Below are 15,602 nucleotides of genomic sequence, written 5' to 3'. Positions count from 1 at the left end.
ACGGCGAATTCTAGGGATTGAGCGGAAGCGCGGGAACCGGCGGTCGATATGCCGCCGGTGAGCCGCGCTTTCGGAGCTTATGGGACGGAAGGTATGGAAAAGGTTCCGATGACTGCGGGCGGCTTTGCCGCCCTGGAGGCCGAGCTGAAGGACCGCCAGCAGGTCCAACGCCAGCGCATCATCACCGCGATCGCCGAGGCGCGCGCGCTGGGTGACCTGTCCGAGAACGCGGAATACCACGCGGCCAAGGAAGCGCAGTCGCTCAACGAGGGCCGGATCATGGAACTCGAATCGCTGATCGGCCGCGCCGACATCATCGACATCGCCAAGCTCGCCGGCGGCGACACGATCAAGTTCGGCGCCACCGTCAAGCTGATCGACGACGATACCGAGGAAGAGAAGAGCTACCAGATCGTCGGCGAGCCGGAATCGGACGTGAAGTCCGGCAAGGTCTCGATCGGCTCGCCGATCGCGCGCGCGCTGATCGGCAAGAAGGTCGGCGATTCCGTGCAGGTCAACACGCCTGGCGGCGGCAAGTCCTACGAAGTCGTCAGCGTCGTCTTCCGCTGAACCGACCCCGCCTGCACCCGTCATGCTCGCCCTTGTGGCGAGCATCCGCGGCTTGAACACCCCACTGCATCGATGAAGGCGTGGATGGTCGGGACAGGCCCGGCCATGACGACCGGGCGTCGCTTTCTCACCCCGCCAGCACGACCCGCATCGCCTTGATGATGCCGTCCACCGCGACGCTGGCCAGGATCAACCCCATCACGCGGCTGATCACGCTGGCGCCGGCATTGCCGATGACGGCGATGATCCGCGAAGCGCTGAACAGCAGCACGAGCATGATCGCGAAGATGATCGCGATCTGCAGCACGGTCTCGGCCTGCTCCGCGAGGCTGAACTTCGAATTGTCGGTCACGGTCATCACCGTCAGCATCGCGCCGGGGCTGGCGATGCTCGGGATCGCCAGCGGATAGACCGCCTTCTCCAGATCGGAGGAACGCAGCAGCTTCTGGTCTTCCTCCAGTTTCGATTCGCCGAAGATCATCGTCAGCGCGAACAGGAACAGCACGATATTGCCGGCGATCTGGAACGAGCTCAGCTCGATATCCATCGCCGTCAGCAGCACCTGGCCGAGCAGGACGAAGAACAGCAGCACGAGGAAGGCGACGAGCGAGCCCTGGAGCGCGATGCGCCGCGCCGCAGCCGCACTCAGGCCCGCCGTCACCGCCAGGAAGACCGGCAAGGTCCCGATCGGGTCGATCACGACCCAGAGCTTCACGAATTCCGTCAGCCAGCGATCCACGGCGATGCCCCCTCGGCCACGCCTGACACCGGCGCAGCTCCCCCGCTCCGATAGACCGGGTTTCGACACCGCTTGGCAACCATCCCCCGCGCATGATCGAGCCAAACTGCAAGCCATGGACTATCGCCGGTCCGCACCTACATTGAAGCGACAAGGCTATCGGAGATCCGACCATGATCACCCGTCGACATGTCCTGGCGTCCGCGCTCGGCGCCACCGCTCTGGCGCTTGCGCCGGCCGTCTCGCCCGCTTTTGCACAAGCGCCCGCCGTGGGCGCGATCCGCGTCGAGGCCCTGCCCTCCGTCGTCGAGGCCTGGGGCCCGCATCTGCCCATGGTGAAGGCCGAGCTGGCACGGACCCTCGCCGAGATCCTCGGCCCGAGCTATCAGCCCCGCTCGGGCACACGGCTCGTCGTCACGATCGGCCGGATGTGGCTGGGCAGCGACATTCGGGGCGGACGCTTCAACGGCGGCAACAACGATTATCTGGAAAGCACCGCCACGCTCTATGACCGCAACGGCCGGCAGATCGCCAGCTACCCGATCCGCTCGACCGAACTGTCCAGCGGCGCCGGTCTGCCGCAATTGGCGAGCGTCGACAAGAACCGCCTGCAGGCGCTCGCCCGCAACAATGCCTGGTGGATCAAGCGCTATATCGCGGGCTGAGCGCCGCGTTCAGCCGAAGGGAACGATCGGCTCGTCCTTGACTCGGTCGAGGGCGAGCGCTGTCCGGACATTGCGGACATTCGGCATCGCGGTCAGTTCCGCGACGAAATCCTGGAAGGCCTTCAGGTCCGGCGCGACGCATTTCAGGGCGAAGTCGATATCGCCCGAAAGGGTCCAGCACTCGCGTACCGTCGGCCAGCTGCGTATCCGTTCCTGGAAGGCGACGAGATCGGCCTCGGCCTGGCTCGCCAGATGCACGAAGGCGAAGCAGACGACCTCGTAGCCCAGCTTCCGCTCGTCGAGATCGGCGTGGTAGCCGCGGATCAGCCCGGCCTCTTCCAACGCGCGCACGCGCCTCAGGCAAGGCGGCGGCGAGATGCCGACGCGGCTGGCCAGCTCGACATTGGTCATGCGCCCATCGGCCTGGAGCTCGCGCAGGATGCGCAGGTCGATATCGTCGAGTTTGGGGCGCAACGAGCATCCTCGCGTGAAGGTCGCGCTGGTGTAGACGGCGCGGCCAAGCGATACAAGGCGCATGCCACGAGCCCAGAAAGCCATGCACGACAATCCGGAGCCGAACGTCTGGGTCCTGACCGACGGCAAGGCCGGCGACGAACTGCAATGCCTCGGCGTCGCCGAGCGGCTTGGCGTCGTCCCCGAAATCCGGCGGGTGAAGCCGCGCAAGCCCTGGACCTGGCTGATGCCGCGCGGGCCGATCGACCCGCGCGAGGCGCCGGACAGGCCGGATAGCCCGCTCAAGCCGCCCTTCCCCGATATCGCCATTTCCTCGGGCCGGCGCGCGGTCGCCTATCTGCGCGCGCTGAAGCAGGCCTCGAACGGCGCGACCTACACCGTCTTCCTCAAGGACCCGCGCACCGGCCCCGGCACGGCCGATCTGATCTGGGTCTCCGGCCATGACCGGCTGCGCGGCGAGAACGTCCTCGTCACAACGACCTCGCCGCATCGCCTGACACCCGGGAAGCTCGCCGCCGCCCGGGCCGCGCCCCCACCGGCCATCGCAAACTTGACCGCCCCCCGCGTCGCGGTGCTCGTCGGTGGCGACAGCCGGCATCACCGCTTCACGCCGGCCGATATCGAGCGCCTTGCCGGGCAGCTCGACCAACTCGCCCAATCGGGCGTCAGCCTGATGGGCTCGCCCTCGCGGCGGACCTCGCCGGCACTGGGAACTACCGTCGCCGCCGTCTTCGCGCGCCATGGCGGCTGGTGGTGGGATGGCACGGGCGAGAATCCCTTCCTCACCCTGCTCGCCAATGCCGACGCCGTGATCGTCACCGCCGACTCCACCAACATGGTCGGCGAGGCCGCGGCGGCCGGCGTTCCCGTGCTCGTCTTCGAGCCCACGGGCGGCCATCCCAAGATCGCGGCGCTGGTCGGAGCGCTGGAACGCGAGGGCGTTGTGCATCGCTTCTGTGGACGCCTTGAAGGCCAGCCCTACGAACCGATAGACTCAACGCCGATCATAGCCGATGCGATACGGCAAGGCTGGCTGCGCCACCGGGCTGCCTTGGGGTTCACGCGCTCCTGAACCCGGCGACCCTTGTTTCGGCGCCACGCCGGCGTATCTGACGGATCGAGGCTGCGGCTCCAGGCCCGCAGGAGAGGAACTGAGACGATGGCCCACACCCATGCCCGCGTCATGATCGTCGGCTCCGGCCCGGCCGGTTACACTGCCGCGATCTACGCTGCTCGCGCCATGATGGAACCGGTGCTGATCTCCGGCATGCAGGCCGGCGGCCAGTTGATGATCACCACCGATGTCGAGAACTATCCCGGCTTCGCCGACGTCATCCAAGGCCCCTGGCTGATGGAGCAGATGCGCGCCCAGGCCGAGCACATGGGCACCCGGATGGTCTCCGACCATATCGCCCGCGTCGATCTCTCGCAGCGCCCGTTCCGGCTCTGGGGCGATGGTGGCGAGACCTATTCCTGCGACGCCCTGATCATCGCGACCGGCGCCCAGGCCAAGTGGCTGGGCCTGCCCTCCGAGCAGAGCTTCCAGGGCTTCGGCGTTTCGGCCTGCGCCACCTGCGACGGCTTCTTCTTCCGCAACAAGGAGGTCGCGGTGGTCGGCGGCGGCAACACCGCCGTGGAGGAGGCGCTCTATCTCGCCAATCTCGCCAGCAAGGTCACGCTGGTCCATCGCCGCGACAGCCTGCGGGCCGAGCGCGTGATGCAGGAGCGCCTGTTCAAGCACCCGAAGATCGAAGTGGTCTGGGAAAGCGAGATCGCCGAGATCTGCGGCGGCACCACGCCCCCCAGCGTCACGCATCTGCGCCTGAAGAACCTCAAGACCGGCGCCGAGAGCGAGCTGAAGACCGACGGCGTCTTCATCGCCATCGGCCACAAGCCGGCGACGGAGCTGTTCGTCGGCCAGCTCGCCATGAACGAATCCGGCTATCTCGCTGTCGAGGCCGGCACGACCCGGACCAATGTCGAAGGCGTCTTCGCCGCCGGCGACGTCACCGACGAGCATTACCGCCAGGCGGTCACGGCGGCCGGCCTGGGCTGCATGGCCGCGCTCGATGCCGAACGCTGGCTCGCCGCCAGCGCTCTGGACCACCGCGAAGCAGCGGAATGAAGGCCTTGGCGCAACCCATCACTGACTCTGATGGGTTGCGTCACCAGATTCACGACGAATAACAGAGGCGATCCGCCACACAGGCGTTGACGCACAACGCCTTTATCCCCCATCATGCAAAAAACGCATAGCGGGGGAAGCGCGGTGGATTGGGACCGCATTAGAATCTTTTATACGGTCGCGGAGTCAGGCAGCTTCACCAAAGCTGGCGACGTTCTCGGCCTGAGTCAATCGGCCGTCAGCCGCCAGATCGGTGCGCTTGAGCGGGAGCTGCGCGCGCCGCTGTTCCATCGCCATACGCGCGGCCTCATTCTCACCGAGCAAGGCGAGTTGCTGTGGCGTGCCGCCCGCGAGATGACGCAGCGGCTGGAGCGCACGCGCTCGCAGCTCTCCGAGACACGCGAGCATCCGTCCGGCGAGCTCAAGGTCACGGCGACCCGCGGCCTCGGCGGGCACTGGCTGACGCCGCGCCTCTCCGAGTTCATGGATCTCTACCCTGACATCCGGGTCGAGCTCATCCTCACCGATGAGGAACTCGACCTGTCGATGCGCGAGGCCGATATCGCGATCCGCCTGCGCCAGCCGCAGCAGCCGGACCTGATCCAGCGCAAGCTCTTCACCGTGCACTTCCACGTCTACGCCTCGCCGGCCTATGTGAAGCGCTTCGGCGAGCCCAAGAGCTACGACGATCTCGACAACCACCGCATCCTGTCCTTCGGCGGCACCTCGCCGTCCTACCTGACGGCGGTGCACTGGCTCGGCACGATGGGGCGCGACCAGCGCAACCCGCGGCCGATCCACCTGACGGTCAACAACATCACCGCGATGAAGCGGGCCGTGGATTCGGGCGCCGGCATCGCGGTGCTGCCGGATTACCTGATCGAGACCGGCTCCCCGCTCGTGCAGCTGATGCGCGAGACCGAGATGCCGCAGCTCGAGAGCTACCTCGTCTATCCCGAGGAGATGAAGTCGGTCGCCCGCGTCCAGGTCTTCCGCGACTTCCTCATCCAGAAGGCCCAGCGCTGGACTTACTGACCGCGCAGGCACGTTACGAAGAATCGGGCGCCGCAAGGCGCCCTTTTCGATTCTGGCGGTTTTGTGACCAATTCGGCATCTCGCATGCGCCAAAATCGGACTGTTCGCCTGAAAACTGTTCAGCAGCGGACGAAAACCGGGTTTGCAGGAGGTCCGCAACTTCCGCGCGCAGACCCCATCCTGCAACGAACGCATATTTCTCAATCATTTAGGCTCAAATTCGCGCCATCTGCCCTTAGTACATGCAGCACGCGCATGGCGGACCCAAGATATGTTGCATTGCAAAATGGCAGGGCATGGCCGATATTGTACTCACGGTTGTTCGAAACGGGCTCCGCAATCTCCTCCCGGCGTTGAGTTCGTTTCAGCCGTTCCCCTCTGAGATGTTTGGCGGTTTCGCCAGATGTTTCAAACTTACAAAGCCGGCTCCCCTCGGGGACGCCGGCTCTTTTTTTGCCCGATCGCCAGCGACCAGCCTCACCGAAACGAAAAAGGCGCCGCCCGGAGGCGACGCCTTGTGCAAGTGCGGAGACTGATCGTCGATCAGGCGGCGAGCTTGCCGGCGATCTTCGCGAAATTGTCGACGAAGCCCTGCAGGAAGCCCCGCGTGGCCTCGTTGGTAACGTTGCTATCAGCGTCGATCAGGTCATCCTTGAAGGTGACGAAGACCTGGCTGCCGACGACGACGCCGGCGAGATTGGTCAGGATCATGCGCAGTTCGTTCTGCGAGACGGCCGTACCGACGGCGCCGCCGCTGGTGCCGGTGACGGCAACGGTCTTGCCGGCCCAGGAATTCTTGCCATAGGGGCGCGAGGCCCAGTCGATGGCGTTCTTCAGCACGGCCGGGATCGAGCGGTTATGCTCGGGCGTGACGATCAGGATCGCATCGGCGGCCTCGATCTCGCGCTTCAGGCGCAGAGTCGATTCCGGGCGGTTCGGCTCCAGGTCCTGGTTGAACATCGGCAGGTCGTCGATCTGGACGAAAGTGGCGTCGAAGGCGCCCTCGCCCAGCTTCGCCAGCGCTTGGGCCAGCTTGCGGTTGATCGATTCGCGGCGGTTGCTGCCCACGATGACGGCGAGCTTCAGTTTGGCCATGCTGGTCCCCAGTGAGGGTGGAAAGGCCGGCACAGTAGAGGCCGCGCCTCACGCCGCGCAAGCTGCCGCGCTGCAAGGGCGATATTGCGCGAATTCAAACGCCGTCATTGCGAGCGCAGCGAAGCAATCCAGGGGGACTGGGCGAGACGGTTCACCCCAGTCCCCCTGGATTGCTTCGTCGCTTCGCTCCTCGCAATGACGGCCTGCGGCTCAGTGCCGCCCCGGGCGGGCCGCCAGCGGCAGGGCGTCGAACAGGCTGGGCTCGGCGCTGGTGCGCGCCTTCTCGATGGTCAGGATGCGGAGCTTGATCTCCACGCCCCCCTCGGCCGAGAAGCCCCCGGTCTTGCCGCCGGCCGCCAGCACGCGGTGGCAGGGCACGATGATCGGCCAGGGATTCTGGCCGAGCGCGACGCCCACCGCCCGCGCCGCGCCGGGATCGCCGATGCGCTGCGCCACCTCGCCATAGGTCAGCGTCTCGCCATGCGGAATCGCGAGCGCGACCTCGTAGACCTTGCGGTTGAAATCCGAGACGCTCTCCAGCGCCACCGGCAGATGCGACAGGTCGCGCTTCTCGCCGTCGAACAGTGCCCGGATACCGGCCACGGCCTCCGCGACGAAGCCTTCGGCCTCCGTCTCGTCGGCTTCGGGAAACCGCCGCTCGAGGCGCTTGCGGGCCGCGGCCTCGTCACGCTCCGGCAATTGCGCGCCGATGAAGCGCTCACCTTCCCAGACCACGGCGCAGGGGCCGATCGTCGTCTCGAACAGATGGAAATGCTGGCTGGCCATGTGCGACCCGTGTCGTTCCGGCAAAGAATGACACGAGGTCTAGCACGGCAGCGGCAGGAGACGGCACCCGAAACCTGCCGAGGTCCGTCCTCACATGAAGAGCTTCTCGCCCTCCAGCCCCTTGTAGAGCCCGGCGACCTGCTCGCCATAGCCGTTATAGATCTGCGTCGGGCGGCGCTCGCGCGAGCCCAGGATCTGCTCGCTCGCCTGGCTCCAGCGCGGATGCGGCACGGCCGGGTTCACATTGGCCCAGAAGCCATATTCCGAAGCCTGCAATCCCTCCCAGAAAGTCTTCGGGCGCTCGGCCACGAAGCTGATCTTGCGGATCGACTTCACCGACTTGAAGCCGTATTTCCACGGCGTGATCAGGCGGATCGGCGCGCCATGCTGCGTCGGCAGCGGCTTGCCGTAGATGCCGGTGACCAGCAGCGGCAATTCGTTCGTCGCCTCGGCGATGGTCAGCCCCTCCGTATAGGGCCAGGGATACCAGCGCTGGTTCTGCCCCGGCGCGACGCGCGGGTTCATGAAGGTCTCGAAGCGGATGTACTTCGCGCCCGAAAGCGGCTTCGCCAGCGCGACGAAGGAAGCGAGCGGGATGCCGGTCCACGGCACTGCCATCGCCCAGGCCTCGACACAGCGGAAGCGATAGAGGCGCTCCTCGATCGGCAGCTTGCGGATGAGGTCGTCGAAGCCGATCTCGAACGGCTTCTCGACGAGGCCGTCGACCTGGATGTTCCAGGGGCGAATGGCGAGGCGCTTCGAGGCATCGACGATGTCCTTCGACATGCCGAACTCGTAGAAATTGTTGTAGTTCGCCGCGTCGTCTTCCGCCGTCTGCGGCACGCCCAGCACATAGGCGGCGTTGCGCTTGGCGGGATAGAGATCGAGCGTCGGATCGGCGCCTTGAGCCGCCGCAATGCCCGGCAATGCAGCGCCTGCGATCAATCCGGCGCCAGCAGTCATCAGCTGGCGGCGATTGAGGAACACGCTCTCGGGCGTGGCCTGGCTTTCCGGCATTTCCCAGCCGGCACGGCGCTTGATCAGCATGACGGACATACTCCGTTTTCGATGGGCTCGTTAGGCCACGAAAGCGGGGTCACGGCAATTCACGAGGGAGAGAGAGATTCTCTCCCTCGTCATAGTCGGGCTGAAATCAGCCGCGCGCTTCAAGCGCCTTGATGATCGCCGCGCCCATCTCGCTGGTCGAGACGGCGTTGGCGCCGGGAGCCGCGATATCCTTGGTGCGGGTGCCGGAGCCCAGCACGTCGGCGATCGCGCCTTCGAGCCGGTCGGCCGCATCGCCCGCGCCGAACGAGTAGCGCAGCGCCATGGCGAACGAGCCGATCATCGCGATCGGATTGGCGAGGCCCTTGCCGGCGATGTCCGGCGCCGAGCCGTGGACGGGCTCGTAGAGCGCCTTGCGCTTGCCGGTGGCCGGGTCCTCGGCGCCGAGCGAGGCCGAGGGCAGCATGCCGAGCGAGCCGGTCAGCATCGCCGCCACGTCGGAGAGGATGTCGCCGAACAGGTTGTCGCAGACGATGACGTCATACTGCTTGGGCCAGCGCACGAGCTGCATGGCGCAGTTGTCGGCCAGCACATGCTCCAGCTCGACATCCCCGTACTCGGCGGCGTGCAGCGCGGTGACCGTCTGCTTCCAGAGCACGCCGGTCTTCATGACATTGTGCTTCTCGGCCGAGGAGACCTTGTTGCGGCGCGTGCGCGCCAGCTCGAAGGCGACGCGGCAGATCCGGTCGATTTCCGGCGTCGTGTAGAGCTGCGTGTCGACGCCGCGCTTGGAGCCGTCCTCCAGCGTGACGATCTCCTTCGGCTCGCCGAAGTAGACGCCGCCGGTGAGCTCGCGCACGATCAGGATGTCGAGGCCTTCGACGACCTCGGGCTTGAGCGAGGAGGCAGAGGCCAGCGCCGGATAGCAGATCGCCGGACGCAGGTTGGCGAACAGGCCGAGATCCTTGCGCAGGCGCAGCAGGCCGGCTTCCGGGCGGTGCTGGTAGGGCACATCAGCCCATTTCGGGCCGCCGACCGCGCCGAACAGCACGGCATCGGCGTCCTGCGCCAGCTTCATGTCGCCTTCGGAGATCGCCTGCTTGTGCGCGTCATAAGCCGCGCCGCCGACGAGACCCTTCTCGATCTCGAAGGAGCCGAGGCCCTGCTTGCCGAACCAGGAGACGATCTGCTCGACCTGGCCCATCACCTCGGGGCCGATGCCGTCGCCGGGGAGCAGCAGGAGCTTGTGGGTCGCCATGGTCGTCGCCTCGCGCGCTTGATGTCGTCAGCTTGGCCGTTTCCCGGCCTCGCCGGGTGATTACGGGTGGAACCGTGGCGACGCAAGCGGCGGGCATGCGAAGCCGGCGCATGGCAGGCCATGCGCCGGCGCCGTGAACGCGGCTCAGGCCTTCTTTTCCATGTTCCAGAAGAACTGCGCCGGCGCGAGCACCATGCCGCTCAGATTCCGGCGGAACGCCATCGGCTGCTGGACGAGGCCGCAGGGAACGTAAGGCACGACCTCGAAGCCGCGCTCTTCGATCTTCGCGGCGAGCTCCTTCTGCTTAGCCTCCTCCGGCGTCGCGATCCAGGTGTCCCGCAGCTCCTCGATCCGGGCATCCTCGGGCCAGCCGAACCAGGCCGAGCCACCATTGGCCCGCATCAGCGGATGCAGCGCCGGGTTGAGCGTATCGGCGCAGGACCACAGCGTATGGAACACCGACCAGCCGCCCTGGTCAGGCAGGCCGCGATTGGCACGCCGGCCGATGAAGCTCGCCCAATCGGTCGCGACCAGCTCCGAATTGATGCCGAGCTTCTTGAACAGATCCTCCGTGACCATGCACTGCTGGTAGGCGATCGGCTGGTCGGCCGGCGCGAGCAGAACGACCTTCTCGCCCTTGTAGCCGGCCTCCTTGAGCATGGCCTTGGCCTTCTCGAGATTGCCCGGCATGGCCGCCGCCCCGCCAGCCCCCGAGGACATCGGCGAGCCGGGCGTGAAGAAGGTCTTGGCGCCGCTGTAAAACGCCTTGTCGCCGACGACGGCCTCCATGTAGTCGGCCTGGTTGACGGCGGCCATCACGGCCCGGCGGATCGCCGGGTTGTTGAAGGGCGGCTGCAGCTGGTTGAAGCGCATCAGCAGGAACAGGCCCAGCGGCACGTTCTCGATGACGACGTCCTTGTTGCCCTTCAGCATCGGGATCAGGTCGACGGGCGGCTGCTCGTACCAGTCCAGCTCGCCCTGCATCAGCGCGCCGGCCGCGGCGGCCGCCTCGGTCAGGGCAAGCCATTCGATGCGGTCGATCCGGGCGACCTTGCCGCCGGTAGCCCAGGACGGCGCCTCCTCGCGCGGCCTGTACTTGGCGAAGCGCTCGTAGATCGCGTTCTGGCCGGGCACCCACTGCTTGTCCATGAAGCGCCACGGGCCGGAGCCGACGGCTTCCGTGATGTTCTTCATGTGGTCGGTCTGCGCGATGCGCTCCGGCATGATGAAGGGCACGTTCGACGAGAGCTTGCCGAGCGCGGCCGTCATCATCGGGAACGGCTTCTTCAGGCGGATGCGGAAGCTGCGCTGGTCGACGACCTCGTAAGCCTCGACGAAGGTGGCGAAGGTCTGGCCGAAGGCATCGCGCTTCGACCAGCGGGCGATCGAGGCGATGCAGTCCTGCGCACGCACCGGCGTCTCGTCATGGAAGGCGAGCCCGTCGCGGAGGCGGAAGGTCCAGCTCAGCCCGTCCGGCGCGGTCTCCCAGGCCTCGACCATCTGCGGCTTGATCTGGAAATTCGCATCGGTGGCGAAGAGCGTGTCGTAGATCAGGTAGCCGTGATTGCGGATGACGTAGCTGGTGGCCGTGATCGGATCGAGCGAAGGCAGCGGCGTCGAGGGGTTGAAGCGCAGCGTTGCCGCCGCCCCCTGCGAAAAGGCCCGGTTGCCCATGAAGGCTGTGGCGGCAAGCGCGCCAGCTCCCGTGAGGACCGTGCGACGGCGGATCGACATGGCAGATCTCCCTCTTTTGTAGGCGGATGCCTCAAGGGCACCGCCTAGCAAGGGATATACCAGTTGTCGGCACCCTGTCGACAATTTGCCGTCAGACGCTTCCGATGCGCGCCGTCACTTCGATCTCGACCTTCATCTCGGGCTTCAGCATGCCGGAAACGACATAGATCGCGGCCGCCGGCCTGATCTCGCTGAAGAACTCGCCGCAGACGGCCAGGACCGGCTCGCAATAGCTGCGGTCGGTGACGAAATATTGCGCCCGCGCCACCTGGGCGAGCGAGGAGCCGGCCTCCTCCAGCACGGCGCTGATCGTGCGGAAGATGTTGCGGGCCTGCTCGGCCGCATCCTCCGGCAGCACCATGGTGGCGTAGTCGTAGCCGGTCGTGCCGGAGACGAAGACGAGATCGCCGTCGATCACGGCGCGCGAATAGCCGAAGCTGCGCTCGAAGGGCGAGCCGGTGGAAATCAGGCGGCGCATGGGTTCTCCGAATGAAACGCCGGTCATCCCGGGCGACCGAAGGGAGACCAGGGATCCATGCCGGAACGGTTCAGGCATGGATCCCGGATCGGCGCCGCTTGCGCGGCTTGTCCGGGATGACCAAGCCTTTCATACGACACGGTGGCGCGACGCCACCCGTTTTCTGCGCGATCAGACCCGCCCGCCCTTGAGCGCGCGCAGCACCTTCTCGCCCGGCCGCCCGGTCTGCGGCATGCCGATCTTCGCCTCGATCTCCTTGATCGCAGCGCGCGTCAGCGAGCCGACGGCGCCGTCCGGCTCGCCGACATTGTAGCCGCGGGCGATCAGCAGGCGCTGCAGCTCGCGGCGCTGCTCGCGCGACAGCGGCAGGTCGTCGGTCGGCCAGTCGCCCTGCACGCCCGGCCGGCCGCGCAGGCGATCGGACAGGAGCGAGATGGCGAGCGCATAGGAATCCGCACCGTTATAGCTGTAGGCGGCGTCGTAGTTCTTGAAGACGAGGAAGGCCGGCCCGTTCCGCCCCGCCGGCATCAGCAGGCCGGCATTGCCCGAGCCCGTCAGCGCCGAGCCGTCATATTTGACGATGCCGCGCGAAGCCCAGCTCGACACCGGATGCTTCGGGTTGCGTCCGGTCGGACCGGAATAGCCTGACGGAACACGCACCTCGTAGCCCCAGGTCGCGCCGGTGACCCAGCCGGCCTTGTCCATGAAATTCGCGGTCGAATGCAGCGCGTCGGGGATCGAATCGACGAGATCGCGCCGGCCATCGCCATCGCCGTCGACCGCGAGGCGGAGATAAGTCGAGGGGATGAACTGGGTGTGGCCGAAGGCGCCGGCCCAGGAACCGAACAGCCGCTCGGGCCGTACGTCGCCGCGCTGGATGATCTGCAGCGTCGCGATCAGCTCCCCCTTGAAGAAGGCATTGCGGCGCGGCGCCAGGCAGGCGCCGGTCGAGAGCGCCTGCACCAGCGGCATCTTGCCCCGCGCCTTGCCGAAATCGCTTTCGACGCCCCAGACGGCGGCAATGGTGTGGCGGTCGACGCCGAAGCGCTGCTCGGCCGCCGCGAGGGTCGAGGCATGCTGGCGCATCATCGCGCGCCCTTCCGCCACCTTCTCCTCGTCGACCAGCGTGCCGAGATAGTCCCAGATCGGAGTCTTGAACTCCGGCTGGTTGTTCATGGCTTCGATGACCTTCATGTCCGGCTCGACGCCGGCCATGGCCCGGTCGAAGGTCGCCCCCGAGACGCCCTTGGCGGCCGCCGCGGACTTCAGCCCGGCGAGGCAGGATTGGAACCCGCTCTGCGCCGAGGCGGCGGAAGCGAGAAGGACGAGAGGCAAGGCCAGTGTGATTGCGCGCATGGTCTCCACCGAATCGCAGAATTCACGCAAAACTAGGGCGTTGCCGTTAACGGAAGTTAACCATGGCGCATCTGGCGATTCGATCCCGAATCCCGCTATGGGAACGGCGTCACCCGGAATGCTCCCGTGCCCCTCTCCGTCGAACTCCTCGGTTTCGTCGCCGCCGCGCTGACCAGCCTGTGCTGGCTGCCGCAGACCTGGCGTACCTTGCGCACCCGCGACACCCGCGCGATCTCGCTGTGGACGCAGCTTCTGCTCGCTTGCGGGACGGTGCTCTGGCTGGTCTACGGCGTCCAGATCCTGTCCTGGCCGGTCATCGTCGCCAACACGCTGACCCTGCTGCTCGTGCTGGCCATCATCACCATGAAGCTGCGCTTCGGCTGAAAGCCTAGGCGCCTCCGAACCATCGCGAAGAAGGCTCCCGGCATGCCCTCGCTCTCCATGGCCCATCTCCTGCCGATCGTGATGCTGTTCGGCTCGAACATCTTCATGACCTTCGCCTGGTACGGACATCTCAGCTACAAGAGCACCGCGATCTGGCTCGCCATCCTCGCGAGCTGGATGATCGCCCTGCCCGAATACATGCTGGCCGTGCCCGCCAACCGCATCGGCTCCGCCGTCTATTCCGCCGCCGAGCTGAAGACGATGCAGGAGGTGATCACGCTGACCGTCTTCGCCGGCTTCTCAGTGTTCTGGCTCAAGGAATCGCTGACCTGGAGCCACGCGGTCGGCTTCGCCCTGATCGCGGCCGGCGCCTTCTTCATCTTCCACGCCAAGGCCTGAGCGCCGCGCTTCCCAACTCTTCGACAGGACTGACTGCCTTGCAAAAGACGGCACTGCTTCTCTGCGGCCTCGTGCTCGCCCCCGCCGCTGCCCTCGCCGGCCCGACCTGCAGCCCGAGCGACGACAAGGCCCGCATCCTCTCCGGCCCCTCGGCCAGCGCGGTCCATCGCAGCTGGCAGGGCGGCAAGCAGGTCGGCTATGGCTGGTCGCTTCAGGTCGAGCGCAGCGCGCATGACGCCGCCGGCACCGAGTATTATGTCGGTGATCTCTACGATCCCAATGGCAGCCTCGCGACCCGCAAGGTCTTCGTCATCGAACGCGAATGGGATTGCGGCCCCTGACGGGCAGCTAGCGGGCCGGCCTCACCCGCAGCACCTTACCGTCGGCCTCGTCGCTGAGCAGATAGAGGAAGCCATCCGGCCCCTGGACGACGTCGCGGATGCGCTCGCCGATATCGGTCAGCAGGCGCTCCTCGCCCGTCACCTTCCCGCCCTCGGTCGAAAGCCGGACCAGCATCTGCCCGGCAAGCGCCCCGACGAAGAGCGAATTCTTCCAGGCCGGCCAGACCGCACCGGTATGGAAGGCTGCGCCCGAGGGCGCGATCGACGGGTCCCAATAGAACAGCGGCTGCTCCATGCCGGGCTTCGACGTGCCCTCGCCGATCTTCGCGCCGGAATAGTCGACGCCAAAGGTGATGACGGGCCAGCCATAGTTCAGCCCGGCCTTGGGCGTGTTGATCTCGTCGCCGCCGCGCGCCGCATGCTCGGCGGTCCAGAGCTGCCCGGTATCGGGATGCAGCGCCGCGCCCTGCACGTTGCGGTGGCCGATCGACCAGATTTCCGGCGCCCAGCCTTCCTTCTTCGGATTGTCGGCCGGCGTCCCGCCGTCCGGCCGGATGCGGATGACCTTGCCGAGATGGTTGGCGGGGTTCTGCGCCTGATCGCGCTGGCTGTAGCGATCTCCCACCGTGACGAAGAGCACGCCCGTCCGGTCGAAGACCAGCCGCGAGCCGAAATGCAGGTTGGAGTTGATCGCCGGCAATTGCCGGAAGATCATCTCGACACCCGTCAGCGCTGTGCCCTGCTCGTTTAGCCGCCCGCGCGCGACGCTGGTGCCGCTACCGCCCGAGCGCGGCTCTGAAAAGGAGAGATAGACAAGGCGGTTCTGCGCGAAACCGGGATCGAGCGCGACACCGAGAAGACCGCCCTGCCCGCGTGCCGCAACGCTCGGCACGCCGTTGATGGGCCGCGAGAGCTTGCCGTCTTTCTCGACCAGCCGCAGCCGGCCCGGCCGCTCGGTGACCAGCATGCGCCCGTCCGGCAGGAAGGCGAGGCCCCAGGGATTTTCGAGCCCGCTCGCGACGGTCTCGACCGAAAGCTCGCCAGCGCTGGAGGGATAGCGCTTCTGGGCCGATGCCGGCAGCGCCGGGCTCGCGAGCGCCAGCACCGTTCCGAGCAACCCCACCAGACCCAATCGCCACATCACGCTCTCCTCGTTCT

The 15,602-nt window shown here is 66.6% G+C and carries 18 protein-coding genes; 8 read left to right on the top strand and 10 right to left on the bottom strand.

Annotation, left to right across the window (positions count from 1 at the left end):
• Window positions 1-93 precede the first annotated feature (93 nt).
• Entirely contained in the window at window positions 94-570 is a 477-nt protein-coding gene (gene greA, locus WFK61_RS09265; RefSeq protein WP_047579718.1) for a transcription elongation factor GreA, read from the top strand.
• A gap of 127 nt (window positions 571-697) precedes the next feature.
• Here greA and WFK61_RS09260 read toward each other — a convergent pair whose 3' ends face one another.
• Entirely contained in the window at window positions 698-1,309 is a 612-nt protein-coding gene (locus WFK61_RS09260; RefSeq protein ID WP_336811241.1) for a MarC family protein, read from the bottom strand.
• A gap of 173 nt (window positions 1,310-1,482) precedes the next feature.
• On the opposite strand from WFK61_RS09260, the gene WFK61_RS09255 reads away from it, so the two are divergent.
• Window positions 1,483-1,974, top strand: a complete 492-nt coding sequence (locus WFK61_RS09255) for a hypothetical protein (protein WP_336811240.1) — start codon at window positions 1,483-1,485, stop codon at window positions 1,972-1,974.
• Window positions 1,975-1,983: 9 nt separating this feature from the next.
• On the opposite strand, the gene WFK61_RS09250 is transcribed toward WFK61_RS09255, so the two are convergent.
• Window positions 1,984-2,448, bottom strand: a complete 465-nt coding sequence (locus tag WFK61_RS09250; protein ID WP_336811520.1) for an Lrp/AsnC family transcriptional regulator — start codon at window positions 2,446-2,448, stop codon at window positions 1,984-1,986.
• A gap of 82 nt (window positions 2,449-2,530) precedes the next feature.
• Between WFK61_RS09250 and WFK61_RS09245 the strand changes: the two genes are divergently transcribed.
• The 3 genes from WFK61_RS09245 (at window position 2,531) to WFK61_RS09235 (ending at window position 5,608) form a co-directional block, all read left to right on the top strand.
• A complete protein-coding gene (locus tag WFK61_RS09245) occupies window positions 2,531-3,520 on the top strand; it encodes a mitochondrial fission ELM1 family protein (protein WP_336811239.1) in 990 nt (329 codons plus the stop codon).
• Window positions 3,521-3,607: 87 nt separating this feature from the next.
• Window positions 3,608-4,573 carry a thioredoxin-disulfide reductase gene (gene trxB, locus WFK61_RS09240; protein WP_336811238.1) on the top strand — a complete coding sequence of 322 codons (966 nt, stop codon included), beginning with the start codon at window positions 3,608-3,610 and terminating at the stop codon, window positions 4,571-4,573.
• A gap of 144 nt (window positions 4,574-4,717) precedes the next feature.
• Entirely contained in the window at window positions 4,718-5,608 is an 891-nt protein-coding gene (locus WFK61_RS09235) for a LysR family transcriptional regulator (RefSeq protein WP_079591033.1), read from the top strand.
• 543 nt (window positions 5,609-6,151) lie between these two features.
• Here WFK61_RS09235 and WFK61_RS09230 read toward each other — a convergent pair.
• From WFK61_RS09230 to WFK61_RS09200, 7 genes are all read right to left on the bottom strand, one after another.
• Entirely contained in the window at window positions 6,152-6,703 is a 552-nt protein-coding gene (locus WFK61_RS09230; protein ID WP_336811237.1) for an NADPH-dependent FMN reductase, read from the bottom strand.
• Between the two features lie 210 nt (window positions 6,704-6,913).
• Window positions 6,914-7,489 carry a methylated-DNA--[protein]-cysteine S-methyltransferase gene (locus tag WFK61_RS09225; RefSeq protein WP_336811236.1) on the bottom strand — a complete coding sequence of 192 codons (576 nt, stop codon included), beginning with the start codon at window positions 7,487-7,489 and terminating at the stop codon, window positions 6,914-6,916.
• Between the two features lie 90 nt (window positions 7,490-7,579).
• Window positions 7,580-8,536 carry a protein-methionine-sulfoxide reductase catalytic subunit MsrP gene (msrP, locus tag WFK61_RS09220; protein ID WP_336811235.1) on the bottom strand — a complete coding sequence of 319 codons (957 nt, stop codon included), beginning with the start codon at window positions 8,534-8,536 and terminating at the stop codon, window positions 7,580-7,582.
• Window positions 8,537-8,642: 106 nt separating this feature from the next.
• Entirely contained in the window at window positions 8,643-9,752 is a 1,110-nt protein-coding gene (leuB, locus tag WFK61_RS09215) for a 3-isopropylmalate dehydrogenase (RefSeq protein WP_336811234.1), read from the bottom strand.
• Window positions 9,753-9,896: 144 nt separating this feature from the next.
• Window positions 9,897-11,486: an ABC transporter substrate-binding protein gene (locus WFK61_RS09210; RefSeq protein ID WP_336811233.1), complete on the bottom strand. Its 1,590-nt coding sequence runs from the start codon at window positions 11,484-11,486 to the stop codon at window positions 9,897-9,899.
• Window positions 11,487-11,577: 91 nt separating this feature from the next.
• Window positions 11,578-11,964 carry a RidA family protein gene (locus tag WFK61_RS09205; protein ID WP_336811232.1) on the bottom strand — a complete coding sequence of 129 codons (387 nt, stop codon included), beginning with the start codon at window positions 11,962-11,964 and terminating at the stop codon, window positions 11,578-11,580.
• Between the two features lie 171 nt (window positions 11,965-12,135).
• Complete coding sequence (locus WFK61_RS09200; RefSeq protein WP_336811231.1) at window positions 12,136-13,320, bottom strand: lytic murein transglycosylase; 1,185 nt, start codon at window positions 13,318-13,320, stop codon at window positions 12,136-12,138.
• A gap of 126 nt (window positions 13,321-13,446) precedes the next feature.
• Here WFK61_RS09200 and WFK61_RS09195 point away from each other — a divergent pair, with 126 nt between their 5' ends.
• From WFK61_RS09195 to WFK61_RS09185, 3 genes are read left to right on the top strand one after another with little or no spacing between them, the layout of a single operon-like run.
• A complete protein-coding gene (locus WFK61_RS09195; RefSeq protein WP_336811230.1) occupies window positions 13,447-13,704 on the top strand; it encodes a SemiSWEET family sugar transporter in 258 nt (85 codons plus the stop codon).
• A 42-nt stretch (window positions 13,705-13,746) separates the two neighbouring features.
• A complete protein-coding gene (locus tag WFK61_RS09190; RefSeq protein WP_336811229.1) occupies window positions 13,747-14,103 on the top strand; it encodes a DMT family protein in 357 nt (118 codons plus the stop codon).
• 38 nt (window positions 14,104-14,141) lie between these two features.
• Window positions 14,142-14,444 carry a hypothetical protein gene (locus tag WFK61_RS09185; protein ID WP_336811228.1) on the top strand — a complete coding sequence of 101 codons (303 nt, stop codon included), beginning with the start codon at window positions 14,142-14,144 and terminating at the stop codon, window positions 14,442-14,444.
• Window positions 14,445-14,451: 7 nt separating this feature from the next.
• Here the strand turns inward: WFK61_RS09185 and WFK61_RS09180 are convergent, their stop codons facing one another.
• Window positions 14,452-15,585: a PQQ-dependent sugar dehydrogenase gene (locus WFK61_RS09180; protein ID WP_336811227.1), complete on the bottom strand. Its 1,134-nt coding sequence runs from the start codon at window positions 15,583-15,585 to the stop codon at window positions 14,452-14,454.
• Between the last annotated feature and the right edge of the window lie 17 nt (window positions 15,586-15,602).

Origin of the sequence: Allobosea sp. MMO-172 (genome assembly GCF_037147855.1) — a bacterium.
Lineage (GTDB): Bacteria > Pseudomonadota > Alphaproteobacteria > Rhizobiales > Beijerinckiaceae > Allobosea.
The sequence above is the reverse complement of the archived record's forward strand: the minus strand, read 5'-3'. Positions and strand labels throughout refer to the sequence as shown.